17 protein-coding genes are annotated in these 21,875 nt (G+C 70.8%); 10 read left to right on the top strand and 7 right to left on the bottom strand.

Going from position 1 to position 21,875, the window contains the following annotated elements; translation table 11 throughout:
* Positions 1-11: 11 nt before the first annotated feature.
* From O9Y01_RS08790 to O9Y01_RS08770, 5 genes are all read left to right on the top strand, one after another.
* On the top strand, positions 12-788 hold the full coding sequence (locus O9Y01_RS08790) for a sterol desaturase family protein (protein WP_269631183.1): 777 nt from the start codon (positions 12-14) through the stop codon (positions 786-788).
* A gap of 230 nt (positions 789-1,018) precedes the next feature.
* A complete protein-coding gene (locus tag O9Y01_RS08785) occupies positions 1,019-1,372 on the top strand; it encodes a hypothetical protein (protein ID WP_269631182.1) in 354 nt (117 codons plus the stop codon).
* A 115-nt stretch (positions 1,373-1,487) separates the two neighbouring features.
* Positions 1,488-2,813 carry a TolC family protein gene (locus O9Y01_RS08780; RefSeq protein ID WP_269631181.1) on the top strand — a complete coding sequence of 442 codons (1,326 nt, stop codon included), beginning with the start codon at positions 1,488-1,490 and terminating at the stop codon, positions 2,811-2,813.
* 7 nt (positions 2,814-2,820) lie between these two features.
* Positions 2,821-4,380, top strand: coding sequence for an efflux RND transporter periplasmic adaptor subunit (locus tag O9Y01_RS08775; protein WP_442952740.1), 1,560 nt, complete (start codon positions 2,821-2,823; stop codon positions 4,378-4,380).
* A 9-nt stretch (positions 4,381-4,389) separates the two neighbouring features.
* Entirely contained in the window at positions 4,390-7,518 is a 3,129-nt protein-coding gene (locus O9Y01_RS08770) for an efflux RND transporter permease subunit (RefSeq protein WP_269631178.1), read from the top strand.
* Between the two features lie 53 nt (positions 7,519-7,571).
* Here the strand turns inward: O9Y01_RS08770 and O9Y01_RS08765 are convergent, their stop codons facing one another.
* On the bottom strand, positions 7,572-8,483 hold the full coding sequence (locus tag O9Y01_RS08765) for a dienelactone hydrolase family protein (RefSeq protein WP_269631177.1): 912 nt from the start codon (positions 8,481-8,483) through the stop codon (positions 7,572-7,574).
* A 275-nt stretch (positions 8,484-8,758) separates the two neighbouring features.
* Between O9Y01_RS08765 and O9Y01_RS08760 the strand changes: the two genes are divergently transcribed.
* On the top strand, positions 8,759-10,276 hold the full coding sequence (locus O9Y01_RS08760; protein ID WP_269631176.1) for a cytochrome P450: 1,518 nt from the start codon (positions 8,759-8,761) through the stop codon (positions 10,274-10,276).
* A 40-nt stretch (positions 10,277-10,316) separates the two neighbouring features.
* Here the strand turns inward: O9Y01_RS08760 and O9Y01_RS08755 are convergent, their stop codons facing one another.
* From O9Y01_RS08755 to O9Y01_RS08735, 5 genes are all read right to left on the bottom strand, one after another.
* Positions 10,317-10,862 (bottom strand): adenine phosphoribosyltransferase, encoded by a 546-nt coding sequence (locus O9Y01_RS08755; protein WP_269631175.1) that lies wholly within the window; start codon positions 10,860-10,862, stop codon positions 10,317-10,319.
* Positions 10,863-10,928: 66 nt separating this feature from the next.
* Positions 10,929-12,437, bottom strand: coding sequence for a sensor domain-containing diguanylate cyclase (locus tag O9Y01_RS08750; protein WP_269631174.1), 1,509 nt, complete (start codon positions 12,435-12,437; stop codon positions 10,929-10,931).
* A 160-nt stretch (positions 12,438-12,597) separates the two neighbouring features.
* Complete coding sequence (locus O9Y01_RS08745; RefSeq protein ID WP_269631172.1) at positions 12,598-13,860, bottom strand: acyl-CoA dehydrogenase family protein; 1,263 nt, start codon at positions 13,858-13,860, stop codon at positions 12,598-12,600.
* A gap of 28 nt (positions 13,861-13,888) precedes the next feature.
* Positions 13,889-14,200, bottom strand: a complete 312-nt coding sequence (locus tag O9Y01_RS08740) for an EthD family reductase (protein ID WP_269631171.1) — start codon at positions 14,198-14,200, stop codon at positions 13,889-13,891.
* Positions 14,197-14,961 carry a histidine phosphatase family protein gene (locus O9Y01_RS08735; RefSeq protein WP_269631169.1) on the bottom strand — a complete coding sequence of 255 codons (765 nt, stop codon included), beginning with the start codon at positions 14,959-14,961 and terminating at the stop codon, positions 14,197-14,199. The genes O9Y01_RS08740 and O9Y01_RS08735 overlap by 4 nt, the downstream gene beginning before the upstream one ends.
* A gap of 70 nt (positions 14,962-15,031) precedes the next feature.
* Between O9Y01_RS08735 and O9Y01_RS08730 the strand changes: the two genes are divergently transcribed.
* Positions 15,032-17,029: an acyltransferase family protein gene (locus O9Y01_RS08730; RefSeq protein WP_269631168.1), complete on the top strand. Its 1,998-nt coding sequence runs from the start codon at positions 15,032-15,034 to the stop codon at positions 17,027-17,029.
* On the opposite strand, the gene O9Y01_RS08725 is transcribed toward O9Y01_RS08730, so the two are convergent.
* Positions 17,015-19,009 (bottom strand): monovalent cation:proton antiporter family protein, encoded by a 1,995-nt coding sequence (locus tag O9Y01_RS08725; RefSeq protein WP_269631166.1) that lies wholly within the window; start codon positions 19,007-19,009, stop codon positions 17,015-17,017. The two genes, O9Y01_RS08730 and O9Y01_RS08725, sit on opposite strands and share 15 nt — an antisense overlap.
* 292 nt (positions 19,010-19,301) lie before the next feature.
* On the opposite strand from O9Y01_RS08725, the gene O9Y01_RS08720 reads away from it, so the two are divergent.
* The 3 genes from O9Y01_RS08720 to O9Y01_RS08710 all read left to right on the top strand — a co-directional run bounded on the left by O9Y01_RS08720 (position 19,302) and on the right by O9Y01_RS08710 (position 21,873).
* Positions 19,302-19,460: a hypothetical protein gene (locus tag O9Y01_RS08720; RefSeq protein WP_269631165.1), complete on the top strand. Its 159-nt coding sequence runs from the start codon at positions 19,302-19,304 to the stop codon at positions 19,458-19,460.
* Between the two features lie 114 nt (positions 19,461-19,574).
* Positions 19,575-20,747, top strand: a complete 1,173-nt coding sequence (locus tag O9Y01_RS08715) for a hypothetical protein (protein WP_269631164.1) — start codon at positions 19,575-19,577, stop codon at positions 20,745-20,747.
* A complete protein-coding gene (locus tag O9Y01_RS08710; RefSeq protein ID WP_269631162.1) occupies positions 20,719-21,873 on the top strand; it encodes an LpxL/LpxP family acyltransferase in 1,155 nt (384 codons plus the stop codon). Before O9Y01_RS08715 ends, O9Y01_RS08710 begins: the two co-directional genes overlap by 29 nt.
* The last annotated feature ends 2 nt before the right edge of the window (positions 21,874-21,875 follow it).

The following is a 21,875-nucleotide window of genomic DNA, read 5'->3' as shown; positions in this document are numbered from 1 at the left end:
AGGAGATCGGCATGGAACACCTGGAAGTCTGGGCCGTCACAGGCCTGATGCTTGTCCTCGGCTCACTGGAGGCTCTGGCCGGGCGCCTGACGGGCGGACGCCCCCGCGAGGAGCTGTGGGTGGACGCGCTGAGCCTCGCCCAGTTCGCCGGGCTCATCAAGCCGGCCATCGTGTGGATGGCGGCGCAGGCGATGCACGGGCTCGCCCCGGTCCGGACGCCCCTGGCCTCGTGGCCGCTGATCTGGGCGGTCCCGGCCTATGTGCTCCTGGCGGACCTGCTGCACTACGGCTATCACCGCCTGGCCCACAGCTCGCCCTTCTTCTGGCGGCTTCACAAGACCCACCACACCGCCACAGCGATGAGCATCAGCGTTTCGTACCGCGAGAACTGGGTCTACTTCCTGCTGATGCCGGACCTGTGGCTGGCGGGCGCCCTGGTCGCCCTGGGCGGCGCAGAGCTGGTGATGGTCGGGCAGCTGATCTTCGGCCTGGCCAACGTGCTCATCCACAGCGCCTTTGCCTGGGACGCCTGGCTGTTTCACCACCGCTGGCTTGCGCCCATGGGCCGTGTGCTGGAACGCCTCGTCCAGCTGCCCTCGACGCACCGCGCCCACCATGCGCTGGTCGATGAGCACGGGCGGCCGCCGCATGCGAACTTCGGCCAGCTCCTGATGATCTGGGATGTGCTGTTCGGGACCGCCTGCCTGCCGCACGGCCGCTCGCCGCAAGCCTACGGGGTGGAGGCGGCGCAGAAGGCGTCGTGGGCGAGGCAGTTGTGGGCGCCCTGAGCAGCGAACTCGAACTCACCGGAGACCACACCCGGCATGGCACGGGTCCCGCTTCAGCGATCAGCGGGGCGGCCAGCGCTTGAAGGCCCCGTTCAGGCTCGCGTCCACGAGCTGCCCCTGGCATGCGCGTGGCCCGCGCGCGGCGCAGCTCGACCGGGAGGCGCTCATCGAAACGCTGGCGCACGCCAGACACCCCGGCGAAACCCTGAGCCATCGATATACTGCCGCCCATGCGCCGCTTCTTCGTCCTGGTCCTGACGCTCATGGTGGCCGCCCAGCTGTCCTGGGCGGGCGCGGCGCTGTGCTGCGTGGGCGAGCTGGCCGGCAAGCAAGGGCCGGCTGACGAAGGGCCGGTGGCGATGCAGCTCGTGGTGGACACCGCCCATGCGGGCAGTCCCGGCGAGCCATCCCATGCCTGCGAGCTGGGTCATTGCCATTGCCATCACGCGGGCTGCGCCACGCCGGCCCTGGCCCTGGCCCAGCCGGCGACGGCCCCAGCGGCCCTGCCCGCGCCGGCCACCGCCGAGCGTCACAAGTCCCACATCCCCTCAGGGCTCGAACGCCCCGACTGGCTGCGCGCCTGATTCGGCGCGCCGCCTGACTTCCCTCGCACGCTGATCCAGCGTGGTGCCGCCTGTCCGGTCGGCACCGGCTGCGCCGAACCGTCCCTCGTTGTGTCCTGCAACCTTGGAGAGTTCGATGCAAAGCCCTGTTCCAGGCTTGATGAATGCCCTGCCGGCGCCCCTGGGCGCGCTGGCCCTGCTCCTGTCCGGCGCTTGCGCGCTGGCCGCGAGCCCTGACCCCATGCCCCGGCCTTTGCCGGCACCTGTTCCGTCGGCAGGCGCCGTCCTGGCCCCGTCCCTGAGCCTGGCCGAGGCGCTGCGCCTGGCTGAGGCACACAACCCGGAGCTGGCCTCCGCCCGGCTCGAGCTGCAGGCCGTGGAGGCGGCGGCGCTGCAGGCCGGCGCCCGGCCCAATCCCGAGCTGGGGGTGCTGCTGGAAGGCCGGGATCGTGCCACCCGCACCAGCACCCTGCAGCTGTCCCAGGCCATCGAACTGGGCGGCAAGCGCGCGGCCCTCATGGCCGTCGCCGAACAGGTCCGGGCCCAGGCCGCGGTGGCGTTGCAGGCGCGACGCAACGAACTGCGGGCCACGGTGACGGCGGCCTACTTCGAGCTGGTGGCGGCGCAGGAGCAGGAGCGGCTGGCCCTGTCCTCGCTGGACCTGGCCCGCAGCGCCGCCGCGGCGGCGGCCAGGCGGCTCCAGGCGGGCAAGGTCGCGCCGCTGGAGCCGGCCCGGGCCCGGGTGGCCGAGGCGGCCGCGCGCAGCGAGCTGGCCCAGGCGCAGAGCGAGCGGCTGCTGGCTCGTCAGCGCCTGGCCGCCCACTGGGCCCAGCCGCCGCAGGCCATCGGCCATGCCAGCTCGCAAGCGCAGGCGCTGCCAGCGCTGCCGTCCGAGCAGGAGGTGGCGCTGTGGCTGGCCGACGCGCCCGCGCTGCAGCTGGCCCGCCTGGAGGTCGCCCGCCGGCAGGCCCTCGTCGACGTCGAGCGTGCCCGCCGCGTGCCGGACCTGACGCTCACCCTGGGCGCCAGGCGCGACGCCGAGCGCGGCCAGACGCAGGCGGTCGTGGGCCTCTCCATCCCCTTGCCCGTGCATGACGGCCAGCAGGGCCCGCTGCTGGAGGCGCTGCGCCGCGAGGCGCAGGCCCGCGAAGCGCTGAGCGCCACCTCGCTGCGCCTGCAGACCGAGCTCGCGCTGGCCCTGGAGCGGCTCAGGCTGAGCCGGGACCAGGTCCGGCTGCTGGGCGAGGAGGCGCTGCCCACGGCCCTGTCCGCCTATGACGCGGCGCTCAAGGGCTACGAGCTCGGCAAGTTCGCCTTCCTGGATGTGCTCGATGCCCAGCGCACGCTGTTCCAGCTGCGCCGCCAGCTGTGGCGAGACAGCGCCGAGGCCTTCCGCGCCGCGGCAGACCTGGACCGCCTGCTGGGCCGCCCGACCCAGCCCCCCGAAGCCAAGCCGGAGTGACGTGATGATGGAAACGATCAAGAACAGGAAGACGCCGGTGGCCATCGCCGCCGTGCTGGCGGTGGGCGTGCTGCTGGGCATTGCCATCCTCAGGACGGACCGGTCGAGGCCGGCCGGCGACGCCCACGGCCATGCGGAGAACGCGGCCCCTGCCGACGAGCCACACGGCAAGACAGGCAGCACGGACAGGGCGCACCCTGACGAGCTGCCGCAGGCCGGCCCACGGAGCGGCCCCCACGGCGGCAAGCTGTTCACGCAAGAGGGCTTCGGCCTGGAGCTGACGATTTTCGAGACAGGTGTGGAACCGGAGTTCCGCGTCTACCTGTACCGGGACGGGCAGCCGATGGCCCCGACAGACGCCAGCGTGACGGTGACCTTGCAGCGCCTGGGCCGGGCGGCCGAGACCTTTCGCTTCAGCCCGGAGAAGGACTATCTGAAGGGCGCCGGCGTGGTCGCGGAGCCGCATTCCTTCGAGGTGGCCCTCCACGCCCGCGCGGCAGGCAAGGACTACGCCTTCGGCTTCGAGCAGGTCGAGGGGCGGGTGCCGCTCAGCGATGCCCAGCTCCGGCAGAACGGCATCGAGATCGCCACGGCCGGGCCGGCCCGCCTGGCGAGCTCGCTGCAGCTGCTGGGCGAGGTGAAGCTCAACCAGGACCGCAGCGTGCTGGTGACACCGCGCCTGGCGGGCCGTGTCGAATCCGTGACGGCCAATGCGGGGGACCGCGTCCGCCGCGGCCAGGTGCTGGCCGTGCTCTCCAGCCAGGCCCTGGCCGACCTGCGCAGCGAGCGGCTCGCCGCAGAGAAGCGCCTGGCGCAGGCCCGCGTCAGCCACGAGCGCGAGAAGCGGCTGTGGGAGGACCGGATCAGCGCAGAGCAGGACTACCTGCAGGCCCGCCAGGCCTTCGAGGAAGCCGAGATCGCCGCGGAGAGCGCACGCCAGAAGCTGGCCGCCCTGGGCGCCGCGGCGACCACCACGACGCAGGGGCTGACGCGGCTGGAGATCCGCGCCCCCATCGACGGCGTCGTCATCGAGAAGAAGATCAGCGTCGGTGAGGCCCTGAAGGACGATGCGCCGATCTTCCAGGTCGCGGACCTGTCCAGCGTGTGGGTCGAGCTGGCCGTGCCGGCCAGGGACCTGGGCCAGCTGAGCAGCGGTGCCAGCGCCCTCGTCAAGGCCTCCGCCTTCGAGGCGCAGGCGCAGGGCCGGCTGAGCCATGTCGGGGCCCTGATCGGCGAGCAGAGCCGCAGTGCCGTCGCCCGCGTGGTGCTGGCCAATCCCAAGGGCCTGTGGCGGCCCGGGCTGCCGGTCCAGGTGACGCTCACGGGCGACGAGGCGCAAGTGCCCGTGGCCGTCCGCGTGGAGGCGGTCCAGACGCTGAACGCGCGGGCCACCGTCTTCGGACGCTACGGCCAGCAGTTCGAGGCGCGGCCGGTCGAGCTGGGACGCAGCGATGGCCGCTTCGTCGAGGTGCTCAAGGGGCTGAACGCCGGTGAGGCCTACGCCGCCAGGAACAGCTTCCTGATCAAGGCTGACATCGGCAAGGCCGGTGCCGAGCACGACCACTGAGGGCCCGCCATGTTCGAGAGAATCATCCGCTTTGCCATCGACCAGCGCGGGCTGGTCCTGCTGGCCGTGCTGGGCATGGCCGCCCTGGGCGTGTTCAGCTACCAGCGACTGCCCATCGACGCCGTGCCGGACATCACCAATGTGCAGGTCCAGATCAACACCGAGGCCCCCGGCTATTCACCGCTGGAAGCCGAGCAGCGCGTGACCTTCGCCATCGAGACCGCGATGGCCGGCCTGCCCCGGCTGGAGCAGACCCGCTCGCTGTCGCGCTACGGTCTCTCGCAGGTGACCGTGGTGTTCAAGGAAGGGACCGACCTCTACTTCGCCCGGCAGCTGGTCGGGGAGCGCATCCAGGAGGTCAAGGCCCGGCTCCCTGCCGGCCTGAGCCCGAGCCTGGGCCCGATCGCCACGGGGCTCGGCGAGATCTACATGTGGACGGTCGAGGCCAGAGACGGCGCGCTCAAGCCGGACGGGACACCCTACACCCCCACCGACCTGCGCGAGATCCAGGACTGGATCGTCAAGCCGCAGCTGCGCAATGTCCCCGGCGTCACCGAGATCAACACCATCGGCGGCCACGTCCGGGAGTACCAGGTGGCCCCGCGTCCCGACCAGCTCGTGGCCTACGGCTTGGGGCTGGCCGACCTGGTGCAGGCGCTGGAGCGCAACAATGCCAACGTCGGGGCCGGCTACATCGAGCGGCGCGGCGAGCAGTACCTGATCCGCGCGCCGGGCCAGGTCGGCAGCCTGGAGGACATCGAGGACATCGTCGTCGGGCACGCCCGGGGCGTGCCGGTGCGGGTGCGGGATCTCGCCGAGGTGGGCCTGGGCCAGGAGCTGCGCACCGGCGCGGCCACCGGGAACGGCCGCGAGGTGGTGCTGGGCACGGTCTTCATGCTGATGGGCGAGAACAGCCGCAAGGTGTCGCAGGCCGTGGACCGCAAGCTGGCGGAGATCAACCGCAGCCTGCCGGCCGGCGTGGTCGCGCAGACCGTCTATGACCGCACCGTCCTGATCGACAAGGCCATTGCCACGGTCAGGAAGAACCTGATCGAGGGCGCCGTGCTGGTCGTCGCCATCCTGTTCCTGTTCCTCGGCCATGTCCGCGCAGCGCTGATCACCGCCACCGTGATCCCCCTGTCCATGCTGTTCACCTTCACCGGCATGGTGGGCAACAAGGTCAGCGCCAATCTGATGAGTCTGGGCGCGCTGGACTTCGGCATCATCGTCGACGGGGCCGTGGTCATCGTCGAGAACTGCGTGCGCCGGCTGGCCCATGCGCAAGCGGCAGCCGGCCGGGCCCTGAGCCGCAGCGAGCGCCTGGCCGAGGTCTTTGCCGCTGCACGCGAGGCGCGCCGCCCGCTGCTGTTCGGCCAGCTGATCATCATGGTGGTCTATCTGCCCCTCTTTGCGCTGGGCGGGGTCGAGGGAAAGATGTTCCAGCCCATGGCCTTCACGGTCGTGGCCGCGCTGCTGGGCGCTCTGCTGCTGTCGGTGACCTTCATCCCGGCAGCAGTCGCCCTGCTGATCGGCGACAGGGTCGACGAGAAGGAGAACCGCCTGACGGCCTGGGCGCGGCGGGCCTATGCGCCCCTGCTGGACTGGAGCCTGGCCCACAGGCCGCTGGTGCTGACCGTGGCCGGCGTGACGGTGATGTTGAGCGGCCTGCTGGCCACGCGCCTGGGCAGCGAGTTCATTCCCAGCCTCGACGAGGGCGATATCGCCCTGCATGCCCTGCGCATTCCCGGCACCAGCCTCAGCCAGGCGGTGGCCATGCAGGTGGAGCTGGAGCACGTCATCCAGCGCTTCCCCGAGGTGGACAAGGTCTTCGCCAAGCTCGGCACGGCCGAGATCGCGACCGACCCCATGCCGCCCAGCGTCGCCGACACCTTCATCATGCTCAAGCCGCGCAGCCAGTGGCCGGCCCCCCGGCGCAGCACGGCCTCCCTGATGGCCGCGCTGCAGGCGGCGGTGTCGCAGCTGCCCGGCAACAACTACGAGTTCACCCAGCCCATCCAGATGCGCTTCAACGAGCTGATCTCCGGCGTGCGCAGCGACGTGGCGGTCAAGGTTTTCGGCGACGACATGGCGGTCATGGAAGCCTCGGCCGAGCAGATCGCCCGCCTGCTCAAGGCCGTGCCCGGCGCGGCCGACGTCAAGGTCGAGCAGACGGCGGGCCTGCCGATGCTGACGCTGCAGATCGACCGCAGCCAGCTGGCGCGCCTGGGCCTGAGCATGGCCGATGTGCAGGACACCGCGGCGACGGCCATCGGTGGGCGCGAGGCCGGCTTTGTGTTCCAGGGCGACCGGCGCTTCGACATCCAGGTGCGCCTGCCCGAGCGCATCCGCGGGGACCTCGACGCCCTGAAGCGGCTGCCGCTGCGTCTGCCGGGCGGGGGCTATGTGCAGCTGAGTGAGGTCGCCGCCTTCGAGATCGCGCCCGGCCCCAACCAGATCAGCCGCGAGCAGGGCAAGCGCCGGGTGGTGGTGACGGCCAATGTGCGTGGCCGCGACATCGGCTCCTTCGTGGCGCAGGCGCAGGCCGGCCTGCAGGAGCAGCTCAAGCTGCCGAGCGGCTACTGGATCAGCTGGGGCGGCACCTTCGAGCAGCTGGAGTCGGCGACGGCGCGGCTGCAGCTCGTGGTCCCGGTGGCCTTGCTGCTGGTCTTCGTCCTGCTGTTCGCGATGTTCGGCAACGTCCGGGACGGCCTGCTGGTCTTCACCGGCGTCCCGTTTGCGCTGAGCGGCGGCCTCGTCGCGCTCTGGCTGCGCGGCATCCCGCTGTCGATCTCGGCGGGCGTGGGCTTCATCGCGCTCTCGGGTGTGGCGGTGCTCAATGGCCTGGTGATGATCGCCTGCATCCGCTCGCTGCGCGAGGAAGGCCTGGCGCTGGAGACGGCCGTCCGCGACGGCGCCCTCACCCGCCTGCGGCCCGTCCTGATGACGGCCCTGGTGGCCTCGCTGGGCTTCGTGCCCATGGCGCTGGCCACCGGCACGGGCGCCGAGGTGCAGCGGCCGCTGGCCACCGTGGTCATCGGCGGCATCGTGTCTTCCACGGCACTGACCCTGCTGGTGCTGCCGCTGCTGTACCGCTGGGCCCATGGCCTGCGCCGCCGGGGGACTGAGCCGGGGGACTGAGCCGCCGGACTGAGCCGGCGGACTCAGCCGGCGGACCGACCTCACGTCGGCCGTCAGCCCAGCCGGCTCTTGAAGAACGCCAGCGTCCGTGACCAGGCCAGCGCAGCGGCCTGGGGGTCGAAGCGCGGCGTGGTGTCGTTGTTGAAGCCGTGCTGCGTGCCTTCGTAGACATGGGCCTCGTAGTGCACGCCGGCCGCCTTCAGGGCGGCCTCGTAGCGCGGCCAGCCGGCGTTGATGCGTTCATCCTGGCCGGCGTAGTGGATCAGCAGGCTGGCCTTGATGCGGGGCACGTCCTCCACCGGCGGCTGGCCGCCGTAGAAGGGCACAGCGGCGCGCAGCTCGGGCAGCTGGGTCGCCAGGTAGTTGGCGATGCTGCCGCCAAAGCAGAAGCCCACCACGCCCAGCGCGCCCGTGCTCTCCGGCAGGGCCTTGAGCGCCTGGGCGGCGGCCACGAAGTCGGCGCGCACCTTGACCGGATCCAGCCTGGCGAAGCGCTCGCGGGCCTGGTCCTCGTCGCCCGGATAGCCGCCCAGGCTCTGCAGCGCGTCCGGGGCGTAGGCCAGAAAGCCCTCGAGCGCGAGACGGCGGGTGATGTCCTCGATATGCGGATTCAGCCCGCGGTTCTCATGCACCACCAGCACGGCCGGCAGCGGCCCCTTGGCCTGGGCCGGCGCGGCGAGCAGGCCGCGCACGGTGCCATGGCCGGCGGGCGAGTCGATGCTGAGCCAGCGCGAGCGCAGGCGTGCATCGTCCGGCTTCACCTGCTGGGCCGCGGCAAAGCGCGGGCTCAGCGCCGCCAGCGTGGCCGTTGCGGCGGCCGCACTGCCGAGCAGGCGCTGGGCGGCGTCGAGGAAGTCGCGGCGGCTGGCGTCGCCATGCACATAGCGGTCGAAGAGTCGGAGGATGTCGGGGCTGAAGTCGGCAGCGCTGAGGCGCGGTGCGGAGGCATGGCGGGAATCGGTCATTCAGGGCTCCTGGCTGCGGGTGATCCGCCACGGCGGCCAGGTCACCCAGACGGGGCAGCGTAAGGCCGATGCTCCGAGGCGCCAAGCATGAAAAACGCGGACCCTTGTGCGCCCGCGGGTCGGGGCAAGTCCTGACCCCCGCCCTGCGCCGTGTCTGATCCCGCAGCGCTCCATCGCTCGCACGGGTCCTTTCATTTGCTCACAGCCTGAGGGTCTGCCCCCAGGCCACGTCCTCGGAGCGCTACTACCATCGCGCCACAACGAGGGAGAGAGACATGAAACCCACCCGTGACGCCACGGAGCCTGGACCGCGACCGGGTCCCGCCGACTTCGGCCTGCCCCGGCCCGCCGCCTTCGGCAGCCCGGCCCAGCCCTTGCGCGAGCTGGGCGGACCGCCCGGCTGGCCGCTGCTGGGCCACCTGCCCATCCTGGACCGCCGCCGGCTGCAGCAGCAGCTGGAGTGCTGGGCCGGCACGCATGGCGCCCTGTACCGCCTGCAGCTGGGCCGGCGCCCCGTGCTGGTCGTGGCTGACCACCAACTGGCCCAGGACGTCATGCGGCGGCGCCCCCAGCGCGTGCTGCGCAGCCCCACGACGCGCCGCGTCTGCCAGGAGCTGGGCGTGGACGGCCTCTTCATGAGCGAGGGCGATCGCTGGCAGGCCCTGCGCCGCCTGACGGTGCGGGCCTTCACGCCCGAGATGCTGCGCGGCTTCCATCCGCGCCTGCTGGCCATCGGCCAGCGCTGGCGCGAGAGCTGGGTCGCGGCCCTGCGCCAGGGGCAGCAGCCGGACCTGGCGCGCGACCTGCCGCGCTTCTCGCTGGAAGTGGGCGTGGCCCTGGCCATGGGCGTGGACCTGGGCGCCGGCCATGACGGGCGGGGCCAGCCCGGCGCCGGCAGCCTGCAGCTGCAGGCCGACATCGAATTCCTGATCAGCCAGGTCTGGCGCCGCATCAACGCGACGGTGCCCCTGTGGCGCTGGTTCAAGACCGCCCCGGAGCGGGCCGTCGACGCCGCCATCGAGCGCGTGCGCCAGGCCCTGCTGCCCATCGTCGAGCAGGCCCGGGCCCACCGCGCCGCCCAGCCCGAGGCCACGCCACGCCACCTGCTGGACGCCCTGCTGATCGCCCAGGCCCGGCCCGAGGCGGGCGAGCGGCCCATCGAGCTGTCCGACGAGCAGCTGGTGCGCCTGCTCACCGAGCTGGTCTTTGCCGGCGAGGACACGAGCGCCCATTCGCTGGCCTGGCTGATGACCCTGGCCAGCCGCCACCCCGGCGCCTGGCAGCAGCTGCAGACGGAGATCGCCCAGGCCTGCCCCGAAGACGGTCCCGCCCACGGCCCCGACTACGACAGCCTGCGCCGCCTGCCCTACGCCGAAGCCCTGATCCAGGAGTCGCAGCGCCTGAAGCCGGTGATCAGCCTGCTGATGTTCCAGGCCGCCGAGGACCAGGTGGTGGGCGGCGTGCTCGTGCCCAAGGGCGCCGGCCTGATGACCCTCAACCGCTACAGCGCCCTGAAGCTGGGCCCCGAGGACCGCCACGACTTCCGCCCCGAGCGCTGGCTGGCCGTGGACGGCCAGGCGCCCTGCGCGTCGTCCATGCCATTCGGCGCCGGCGCGCGCACCTGCCCCGGCCGCTATGCCGCCCTGCTGCAGATGAAGACGCTGCTGGCCCTGCTGGCCCCGGCCCTGGACCTGCTGCCCAGCCAGGCGCCGCTGCCGGCCGAGGTGCTGGAGGTGACGCTGAGGCCCGCCGCCCTGGACCTGCGCTGGAAGCTCAGCAGCCGCTGGGGCTGAGCCGGAGCGCGGCCCGCGGGCTGCGCCGCCGCCGGGGCGCTCAGTGCCCCTCGAAGCTCACCAGCGTGTGCAAGGGCAGGCCGGCCGCGCGGATGCGGTCGGAGCCGCCCAGCTCCGGAAGGTCCACGATGGCCGCGCCCTCGATCACCTCGGCGCCCAGGCGCTGCAGCAGGCGCAGGCCGGCGAGCATGGTGCCCCCGGTGGCGATGAGGTCGTCGATCAGCACCACGCGGTCTTGCGGGCCCACGGCATCGGTGTGGATCTCCACCGTGGCGCTGCCGTACTCCAGCTCGTAGCTCTCCTGCACCGTGGTGAAGGGCAGCTTGCCCTTCTTGCGGATGGGCACGAAGCCGATGTTGAGCTCATAGGCCAGCACCGAGCCGATGATGAAGCCGCGCGCATCCAGGCCGGCGATGGCCGTGGGGCGGGCATCGAAATAGCGGTGCACGAACTGGTCGATCAGCACCCGGAAGGCCTTGGGGCTGGACAGCAGGGGCGTGATGTCCCGGAACTGCACGCCCGCGCTGGGCCAGTCGGGCACGGTGCGGATCTGCTGGCGGATGAAGTCGAGGTCGCTGGTGCTCATGGGCTCGGATTGTGCCGCCCACGCAGCCCGCCGCGCCATGCCGCCGCCGTCACCGCCGTCACCTCCTCAGGCGCAGCGGCTGTCGCTCACCAGCCGCGCCCGCCCGTTGCGCTTGGCCGCATACAGCGCCGCGTCCGCCAGCTCGACCAGCAGGCCGCCGTCCTCGCCGGCCTGGGCCACGCGCGTGGCGTGGCCGATGCTGAGGGTCACGCCGCCGCGCTGGGGGCTGGCGCCGTGGGGGATGGCCGCCAGGCGCAGGCTGTCCAGGCAGCGCTGGGCGATCTGGCGGGCCTCGCTGGCGTCCACCTCCTCCAGCAGTACCGCGAACTCCTCGCCGCCGTAGCGGCACAGCACGGCCTCGGCCACGCAGGACTGCAGCAGGCTGGCCACGCGGCGCAGGCAGTCGTCGCCGGCCACGTGACCGTGGCAGTCGTTGTACTGCTTGAAATGGTCGATATCCAGCAGCAGGAGGGACAGCGGCTGCTGCTGCAGCTGGCTGCGCTGCCAGGCCTGGCGCAGCAGCTCGTCGAAGAGGCGGCGGTTGCCGACGCGGGTCAGGCCATCGGTCGTGGACTGGCGGGCCAGCAGCTCGTTGGCCTGGCGCAGGCGCAGCTCCTGGCGCTTGCGCTCGGTGAAGTCCGCGATGATGCAGACGAAGAGATGGGTGGTGGCCGTCTTCACCTCGGCCACATTGAGCTGCAGGGCGAGGACGGTGCCGCCGCGGTGACGGCCGTTCAGCTCGTGCTGACGGCCCAGCAGCAGCTGGGGCTGCAGGCGGGACTCGCCGCGCTCGCCGCTGTCCAGCACCATGCCCAGGTGCGCGCCCTGCAGCTCGCCGGCCGTGTAGCCGAACAGGGCCTCGCAGGCGGGGTTCACCTCGAGCATGTGGCCATCGGTGTCCAGGGTGATGATGGCATTGCGCGCGGCCTGGATCACGGCCTGCAGATGGGCCTGGCTCGCGGCCAGGCGCTGCTGCTCCTGGACCAGGTCGCTGACGTCCAGCCGCACGCCCACGATGCCGCCCGAGGCCGTGCGCTGCTCGTGGATGCGCAGCCACTTGTTGTCATGCACGCGCTGCAGCAGGGGCTCGACCTGCTGGCCGCGCTGGGCGAGGCGTTCGGCGAGCCAGGCTTCCTCGCGGCCCCGCGCCTCGGGCACACCGCCGCTGTAGGCCGAGGCCCGCGCCATCTCCTGGAAGCTGGCGCCGCGGTCGAAGGCGCCCCACATGTGCGGGTAGATCTCGATCAGCTTGCGGTTGTAGGCGACCAGGCGGTCGTCGGCATCGAAGATCTCGACGCTGGCGGGCAGCGCGTCGATGGCCTCCTCCAGCTGGTCGTAGGCGCGCTGGATCTGGTGGCGCCCCTGGGCCAGCATCAACAGGCCCAGCACGGCGGCCAGCAGGCCCGGCGCCATGCCGGCGATGGCCCAGCCCAGCACGGGTTCGCCCAGGGACTGTGCGCGCAGACCGCTCACGAAGCAGCCCAGCTGCAGCAGCAGGCAGGCCAGCAGCAGCACGGCCATGCCCTTGCGCAGCAGCAGGTCCTGCGTGCCGCGCAGGGCGGCATGCCAGCGCATCCGTGGGTGGCGGCGCGGGGGGACGTTGGCAGGGCGGGGGGTCATGGGGCGGGAGGGGCCGAAGCGGCAGGCCGGGCAAAGCCGGCATCCTAGGGACAAGCCCTGCCTCTGCCCAGATGGGCAAGCCCCGACCAGGCCCCCAACCTTAGGGGGAGCGGCCTCAGGCGCCGCGCGTCACCGGCATCGACACCTTGTCTGAGGGGAGCTTCATGTGCCGGGCCAGCTCCAGCTTGGCCAGGGCATTGCGGTGCACCTCGTCGGGGCCGTCCGCGAAGCGCAGCGTGCGCTGATGGGCCCACATCATGGCCAGCGGGGTGTCATCGGAGACGCCCATGCCGCCATGGACCTGGATGGCCCAGTCGATGACCTTCAGCGCCATGTTCGGCGCCACGATCTTGATCATCGCGATCTCGGCCTTGGCGACCTTGTTGCCCACGGTGTCCATCATGTAGGCGGCCTTGAGCGTCAGCAGGCGCGACTGCTCGATCAGGCAGCGGGCCTCGGCAATGCGCTCCTGCGTCACCGTCTGCTGCGCCAGCGTCTTGCCGAAGGCCACGCGGGCGACGGCGCGCTGGCACATCAGCTCCAGCGCCCGCTCGGCCGCACCGATGGAGCGCATGCAATGGTGGATGCGCCCCGGGCCCAGGCGCCCCTGGGCGATCTCGAAGCCGCGGCCCTCGCCCAGCAGGATGCTGGAGACGGGCACGCGCACGTTCTCCAGTTCGATCTCCATGTGGCCGTGCGGCGCGTCGTCATAGCCGAAGACCGGCAGGGCGCGCTTGACGGTGACGCCCGGCGCATCGGCCGGCACCAGCACCATGGACTGCTGCTCGTGGCGGCCGGCGTCCGGATTGGTCTTGCCCATCACGATGTAGAGGGCGCAGCGCGGATCGCCGGCGCCGCTGGACCACCACTTGGTGCCGTTGATCACGTACTCGTCGCCCTGGCGCTCGATGCGGCACTGGATGTTGGTGGCATCGGAGGACGCCACCTCGGGCTCGGTCATCAGGAAGGCCGAGCGGATCTCGCCGCGCAGCAGGGGCTCCAGCCAGCGGTCCTTCTGGGCCTCGCTGCCGTAGCGCTCGATGGTCTCCATATTGCCGGTATCGGGCGCGGAGCAGTTGAAGACCTCCGGCGCCCAGGACACCCGCCCCATGATCTCGCACAGCGGCGCGTACTCGAGGTTGGACAGCCCTTCCGGCGCGCGGTCCGACTGCGGCAGGAAGAGGTTCCACAGCCCGGCGGCGCGGGCCAGGGGCTTGAGTTCCTCGATGAGTCGGGTGGGCACCCAGGCATTGCCGGCGCGGCGGTTGGCCTCCACCTCCTCGTGGAAGCGGCGCTCGTTGGGATAGATGTGCTGATCGAAGAAAGCCAGCAGGCGCTCGCGGTAGGCCTGGACCTTGGGGCTGTAGTCGAAGTTCATGGCGGGTCCTTGGGTAAGACGGGAAGACTCAGGCCAGCAGCTCGCACAGGCGGATCTGCGGCTGAAGACTGGAATAACGGCTCACATGCGCAGCCAGCTCCGGACCGGCCGCCGCCAGGGCGGCCTGCGCGCTGGCGAGGTCGGGGAAGTCGGCAAAGGTGGCGGCGATCAGCTCGCCGGGCCGGGGCGCAGCGGACCCCAGGAAGCGGGCCAGCTCCAGGCGCTGCAGGCCCAGGGGCGTCAGCAGGCGGCGGGTCAGGGCGGCATGTTCGCCGGCATAGACGGCGGCGTCGAAGCGGGCGCCGTCGGCCCAGTGGTAGAGGCCCATCACGCGGATCATGGTTGTTCCCTGGTCGAGGGCTCCTGCGCACGGCGCAGAGCCAGGTAGTGCTGGTACTGCGCCAGCAGGTGCTCCATGGTGGTCAGACGGTCCTCGTGCCGCAGGCCATCCAGTGGCGCGATGTTCAGGGCGCGCAGCACCCAGTCGCCGGGCGCCTCGCCGATGTCGATCACATTGAGGCAGGCCGGGCTCTGCATGAGGCTGCCGTACAGCAGGCGCTGCCCGGCGCTGAGGGCGTGGGACAGCAGGGCGGCATTGACCACGCCGTGCAGCACCAGCAGGGCGCTGTCCCAGTGCGGATCGGCGCGCAGGCGCTGCAGGGCCGGCAGGACGCGGTCCAGGAACTCCCCCACGGACTCCCCGGCCAGGAAGCGCCGGTCCTCGGGCACATGCCCCTGGTGAAGCCCGCAGAAGGCCTGCCGCAACTCGGACGGCGCGATGGCCGACAGCCGGCCGCCGCGGATCTCCTCCCACTCAGGCCACGCCTCGGGCCGCAGCGCCTCGTGGCCGGAGGCCTGCAGCACCAGGGCCGCCGTCTGGGCGGTGCGCGGCAGGCCCGAGATGATGGCGCGGTCCAGTCGCACACCCTGCTCGCGCAGGTAGGCGCCGGCCGCGCGGGCCTGGGCCTCGCCATGGGCCGTGAGGCTCACCTGCTCGGGCAGCACCGGGCGGCCGCTGGCCGCATCGAAGTAGCAGACCTCGCCGTGGCGCATCAGGTAGAGGCGCCGGCGTCGGCCTGGAGAACTCGGGGCTTGGGACATGCGCGCAGTGTGGCCCAGCGCGGCGGGGCCGGCTGTCGCGCAGGCGGCAGGCCCGACAATGCGGCGCGACATGACGCCCCACCACTCCGTCTCCTTGGCGACAGCCGAGCCCCTGCGCTGGGACATCCAGGCCCTGCGCGGCCTCGCCGTCGCCTGGGTGCTGCTGCACCATGCCCAGCTGCCCGGCATCGCCGGCGGCTACCTGGGCGTGGACATCTTCTTCGTGATCTCCGGCTACCTGATCACGGGCCTGGTGCAACGCGCCCTCCTGGCCGGCCGCTTCAGCTTCCTGGACTTCTACGCCCGCCGCGCCCGCCGCCTGCTGCCCGCGGCCTACGTCACGCTGGCGCTGACGCTGCTGGCCAGCCCCTGGCTGCTGAATGCCCGCGAGCAGCTGGATCTGGCCGCGCAGGCCCGCGGCGCCCTGCTCTTCGCCAGCAACTGGGTGCTGTGGCAGCAGAGCGGTTACTTCCAGGGCGCGGCGGAGCTCAAGCCGCTGCTGCACTTCTGGTCGCTGTCGCTGGAGGAGCAGTACTACCTGCTGCTGCCGGCCCTGCTGTGGCTGAGCCCGCAGCGCTGGCGCCTCATCGCGGTGGGGGCGCTGGGCCTGGCCAGCCTGGCGCTGTGCAGCTACTGGCTCATGCGCGACGCGAACCTGGCCTTCTATGCCTTGCCCAGCCGCGCCTGGGAGCTGGGGCTGGGCTCCCTGGTGGCGCTGCGGCCGCGGCCCTGGGCGGTGCCCGCCGGCTTGCGCGTCGCGGCCGCGATCGTCCTGCTGGTGCTGCCCCTGCTGGATCTGCCCGGCTGGCCGCATCCCGGGCCGCTGGCCCTGTGCGCCTGCCTGGCCACGGCCTTGCTGGTGCAGCATCCGGCGGGCCTTCACCCCGCGCCACGCGGCCTGCGGCCCCTGGTCTGGCTGGGGGATCGCAGCTATTCGCTGTACCTCGTGCACTGGCCGCTGATGGCGGCGGTGCACAACGCCTGGGTCGGAACCGGCCGGGACGCGCCGCCCGAGCTGATGGCCTGGCGCCTCGCTGCGCTGGCCACCGCCCTGCCCCTGGCCTGGCTGCTGCACCGCTGGGTGGAGCTGCCCGGCAAGGCCGGGCTGCGGGGAGCGCCGGGATGGGTCGCCGTGATCGCCGGCAGCCTGTCCCTGGCCCTGCTGCCCGTGCTCACCCAGCGCTGGGTACAGGCGCCCGAGGGTCATGACTTCGCCCGGCTCACCCGGCCCAACTACGGCTTCTCCGCCCATTGCGATGCGGAGCGCCCCTACGCCCCGCGCCCGGAATGCCAGCAAGGCAGGCAGCCCCGATGGATGGTGTGGGGCGACTCCTATGCCATGCACCTGGTGCCAGGTCTTGCCTCCTACCTGGAGAGGCAGGGCGCAACGGGCCTGATCCAGGCCACCAAGTCCTCCTGCGGCCCCTTCCCGGGCCTCGCGCCCTACAAGCCCGAGGCGGCGCCGGGCGCCACCTTCGCGCCGCGCTGGATCGCCCAGTGCCGGGCCTTCAACGAGTCCGTGCTGGACTGGCTGCTACGGCATCCGGAGATCAGGACGGTGGTGCTCTCCAGCCTGCTGACCCAGTACCTGGACACGCGCCAGTACAGCCCGCGCCTGCTGACGCCGCAGGGCGAGCTGTCCGGGCAGGCCCTGGACGAAGCCGGGCTGCGCCAGGCCCTGCTGGACGATCTGCGGCGCACCACGCAGCGCCTGCGGGCCCTGGGCCGGCAGGTGGTGATGGTCGCGCCGCCGCCGCGGGCCAGCTTCAATGTCGCGGCCTGCCTGGAGCGCCGGGCCCTGGGCCGATGGACCCTGGGCGCCACGCCGGATTGCCGCATCGACGGCGCGCACCGTGACGCCAGCGACGCCGCGGTCCAGGCCTGGCTGACGCAGGCAGAGGGCGTGCTGCCGGTGCTGCGCTTCGAGCCGCTGCTGTGCCGGGACGGCCGCTGCGACGTGATGCGGGACGAGGTGATGCTCTACCGCGACCAGGGCCATCTCAGCGAGGCCGGATCGGCCTGGCTGCTGCCCCGGCTGGCCTGGCCGGCGGCCTCAGCTGCGCAGTAGCTTCTCTTCGGCCAGGGCCAGGGCCTCGGGCGTGCCGGACAGCACCAGGGTGTCGCCGCCCTGCAGCTCCAGGCCGTCCTGAGCCGGCCGCACCGCGCCGCTGGCGCGCCGCACCGAGACCACCTGCACGCCAATGGCCTCCAGAACCAGGTCACCGAGCGGCTCGCCGGCATAGGGTGAGGCCACCGGCAGGGTGACGGGGCGCAGGCGGGCCTGATCGCGCTCCTCGGCGCTGTCGTCGTCGGCACCATGGAAGTAGCCACGCAGCAGGCCGTAGCGGGCATCGCGGGCGTCGCGCGTCAGGCGGATCACGCGCCGCATGGGCACGCCCACCAGCGCCAGCGCATGGCTGGCCAGCATCAGCGAGCCCTCGATGGCCTCGGGCACCACCTCGGTGGCGCCGGCGGCGCGCAGCTTTTCCAGGTCGCTGTCGTCGATGGTGCGCACCACCACCGGCACATGGGCGGCGTGCTCGCGCACCAGCTGGAGGATCTTCAGCGCCGAGGGGGTGTCGTGGTAGCTGATCACCACGGCGCTGGCGCGGGCCAGGCCGGCGGCCATCAGGCTCTGCACCTTGGCCGCGTCGCCGAAGACCACGCTCTGGCCTGCGGCCGCGGCCTGGCGCACGCGGTCGGGGTCGAGGTCCAGGGCCATGTAGGGGATGTGCTCGGTCTCCAGCAAGCGGGCCAGGTTCTGGCCGCTGCGGCCGTAGCCGCAGATGATCACGTGGGCATCGGCCTTGATGGACTTCTTGGCGATGGTGGTGAGCTGCACCGACTGCAGCAGCCAGTCGCTGGACGAGAGCTTCATCACGATGCGGTTGCTGTACATGATCAGCAAGGGCGTGGCCAGCATGGAGATGACCATGGAGGCCAGCACCGGGCTCACCCACTGCGGCGCGATCAGCTGGTGCTGCGCGCCCAGGCTCAGCAGCACGAAGCCGAACTCGCCCGCCTGCGCCAGGTACAGGCCGGTGCGGATGGCCACGCCCGTGGGTGCGCGGAAGAGCTTGGCGAGCACCGCGATCAGCGTGGCCTTGGCCGCCAGCGGCAGCAGGGTCAGCAGCACGACCAGCGGCCACTGCGCCACCACCGGGCGCCAGTCCAGCTTCATGCCGATGGTGATGAAGAACAGGCCCAGCAGCACATCGTGAAAGGGCCGGATGTCGGTCTCCACCTGGTGCTTGTATTCGGTCTCGGCGATCAGCATGCCGGCCACGAAGGCGCCCAGCGCGAGTGAGAGTCCGGCGTGCTCGGTCACCCAGGCCAGGCCCAGGGTCACGAGCAGCAGGTTGAGCATGAAGAGCTCCTCGCTCTTGCGCCGCGCCACCAGGGTCAGCCACCAGCGCATGGCCTTCTGGCCGCCGGCCAGCAGCACGGCCAGCACGGCGACCGCCTTCAGGCCCGCCCAGGCCAGGGAGACGGCCATGGTGCCGCCATCGCTCTTGAGCGCGGGGATCAGCACCAGCAGCGGCACCACGGCCAGGTCCTGGAACAGCAGCACGCCCATCACGCGGCGGCCATGCTCGCTCTCCAGCTCCAGGCGCTCGGCCATCAGCTTCACGACGATGGCGGTGGAGCTCATGGCCATGGCCGCGCCCAGCACCAGGGCGCCCTCCCAGCCCAGGTCCCAGCGGAGGCCCAGCCAGTCGAAAAGATGGTCCAGCAGCACATTGCCGACGATGGTGCCCAGGATGGTGATGAGCACCTGCAGCAGGCCCAGGCCGAAGACCAGGGCGCGCATGCTGCGCAGCTTGGGCAGGTTGAACTCCAGCCCGATCACGAACATCAGGAAGACCACGCCGAACTCGGCCAGATAGCGCACGCCTTCCGATTCCCCCGACAGCGCCATGGCGTTGGGGCCGATCAGCACCCCGACGGTCAGGTAGCCCAGCATGGGCGGCAGCTTGAGGGATCGGCAGGCGACCACGCCCAGCACGGCGGCCACCAGATACAGCAAGGCAAGGTCCAGCGAACTCATGCGGCCATGGTAATGCCTGCCCTGCCGACCTCTGCGCGAAACCCCGCAGGCGCCGCCCCTGCCTGCAGCGTCCGCCGCCAACCCGCACCTACCACTTTTGTTAGTAGCCACCAGGCGGGGTCGTCTTTAGAGTTCAACCCATGCGCTGAACGAATATCAGAAAGCAACCGGAAATCTGCAGAAGAAGGTCGCCTCTAATTTCAAGAAGCCATGACACCGGAAATATCCGGCGTCCGGAACCCAGGCTCAAAAAGCCTATTTCAAATCCTACCTCAATTCAAAAGGAAACATCATGGACAACAAGATCGCCACCCTGAAGGAAGAACTGGCCACCGTCGAACTGGACCAGCGTTTCGAAATGGTCAACGCCACCCCCGACCTGGCTGTCGTCGACATCGAGAACTTCATCTGCTCGCCCAGCAAGGGCGAAGAACAGCCGTCCGCCGAGTAATCCGGCCCGAGGCCTGGGATTCACCTCGGGTGATTCTCAGGCTGCGGGATGCATGCCGGTCATGCCCATGACGACGGTGCATCCCGCCCTTTTTTCCCTGCAACTTTGACCATCATGAGTACCCTTGATATTTCAAACCTGATCGCCCAGGTGCAGATCAAGGTCGTCGATGGTGCCTACCAGGCCGCATTCAATGGCCGCCACTTCCGGATCCAGCCCCGCATGTACGAGGCCCTGGGGGTCCTTCAGGAAGACGGCGTGGATGCCGGCAGCGAGCGCCTGATGGAGCGCTGGGGCATCGCCCCCGAATCCCGTCCCTCCTTCAAGACCGAGCTGCTGGAGCAGGTCGCCCGCCTGGCCCCCGAACGCGCCAGCACCTCCTACATCCAGGCCTCCGTCACCGTGCTGCCCGCCTCGCTGGTGCAGCGCCTGTCCGTCCACCTGGCCCTGCTCTTCCGCCGCCCCGTGGTCTGGACCGTCTGCCTGCTGGCCCTGCTGGTCCTGGGCGACCTGTTCCTCTTTCACCAGGTGGGCGGCACGCAGCTGCGCAGCCTGGATCTCAGCGGCCGCGACCTGCTGATGGGCTACCTCTGTGTGCTGGCCGTGCTGCTCTTTCACGAGCTGGGCCATGCGGCCGGCATGCGCCATGTGGGGCAACCTCCGCACGAGATCGGCTTCGGTTTCTACCTGATATTCCCCGTCTTCTTCGCCAATGTCAGCAATGCCTGGCTGGTGGACCGCCATTCGAGATTCGTGGTGAATCTGGGGGGTATCTATTTCCAGTTGCTGGCGTCGGTGATTCTCTATATCGGCATCGCGCTGACCGAGGGCCATACCCAGGCCTGGCTCAGCCTGGCCTTCAAATCGAACCTGGCCACGGCCCTGTTCGTGCTGATTCCCTTCATCCGCAATGACGGCTATTGGCTGCTGGCTGATTTCCTGGGCCTGCACGACCTGTACCAGCGTGCCGGCGGCATGTGCTGGATCGTCTACCGCAAACTGCGGGAGAAAGCCGCCATCAGCGGCACCGAATGGTTCATCGCCGTCTACGCCGTCTGCAATTACTCCTTTCTCGGCTTTGTCTGCTACGGCCTGCTGAATTCCAGTTACCGCAATTTCAGCCAGACCCTGGAGATTCTTGTTCATCACAGTTGGGAATTTCTCGCCCTGGAGCACCCCCGCCTGCTGGTGTCCTCCACTATCAGCCTGGTCGTCCTCTTCTTCTTCACCCGCCCCTTCCTGCTGAGAGCCTATACCCATGTCAAAAGCAGATTCCAAACTACATGAGCTGAGGGAAGCGCATCAGAAGGCCTTCTTTGATGCCGGCGACCTGGCCGCGGCCCTGGACCTGGACGCCTCGGGCCCCCTGCGCCTGGACTGGCTGCGCTTCCAGATCGCCAACGAGTACTTCTTCCCGCAGCAGGCCCATGGCCAGAGCCGCCAGCAGTACCGGGACAACTTCCGCCATCGCGAGATGAAGAAGTTCGAGTTCGGCAGCATCTGCGACCTGGAGTCCGCCGGCCTGCTGAACCTGCAGCACGGCCGGCCCGCCGCCGGTCCCGCCATCTACTGCTCCTACCACCTGGGCGCCTGGGCCATCCAGCCTGTGCTGCTGCTGCGTCGTGGCATCCCCATGGCCATCGTGGCCGGCCCGGGCATGGCCCAGGACCATGGCGGGGCGATGGTGCAGATGAACCACCAGGGCCGGGAACGCCAGCTGTGGCAGGCCGAGCTGAGCGTGATCAGCAGCGACGGCAGCAGCGCCCTGATGCAGATGATGCGGGCCTTGCGCGAAGGGCGCAGCCTCTACATCTGCATCGACGGCCAGCGAGGCCAGCGTGGCCAGATGAACGCGGCCGACGAGGAGCGCCACGCCGTGCCCATCCGCTTCGCCGGCCGCGAGATCCTGGCCCGCATGGGCGCGGCCTATCTGGCGCACAAGCTGGGCCTGCCGCTGGTGCCCATGCTGTCCTGGCGCGAGGCCGACGGCACGGTCAGCGCCGAGATCGGCGAGCCCATCCCGCCCGAAGGCTCGCGCGAAGAATTCGCCCGCCTGGCCCTGCAGCAGCTGTGGACCCGCTTCGAGGACCGGACCGTCCTCCATGCCCGGCAGTGGGAGATGGGCTGGTACAGCTACCGCACCCGGGCCCAGCAGCGCCGCATGAACGCCTTCGAGCCGCAGCGCCTCTACCGCTTCAACGAGGACCGCTACCACCTCTACGAGCCGGCCCAGGGCCTGCTGCTGGACGCGCAGACGGACGAACTCAAGCGCGTGCCGCCCGCCTATGCCGGCTGGATGGACCGCCTGCGCGGCAGCCGCGAGGGCATCCCGGGCCAATGGCTGAGCCAGCTCTTCAAGGACCCGCAATCCCTGCAACAAATCTTCGCCAGCGAACTGCTGGTGGCCCAATGACC

This window comes from Pelomonas sp. BJYL3, from assembly GCF_027257975.1.
Taxonomy (GTDB): domain Bacteria; phylum Pseudomonadota; class Gammaproteobacteria; order Burkholderiales; family Burkholderiaceae_C; genus Roseateles_B; species Roseateles_B flavus.
This window is presented reverse-complemented; position numbering and strand designations above follow the sequence as displayed.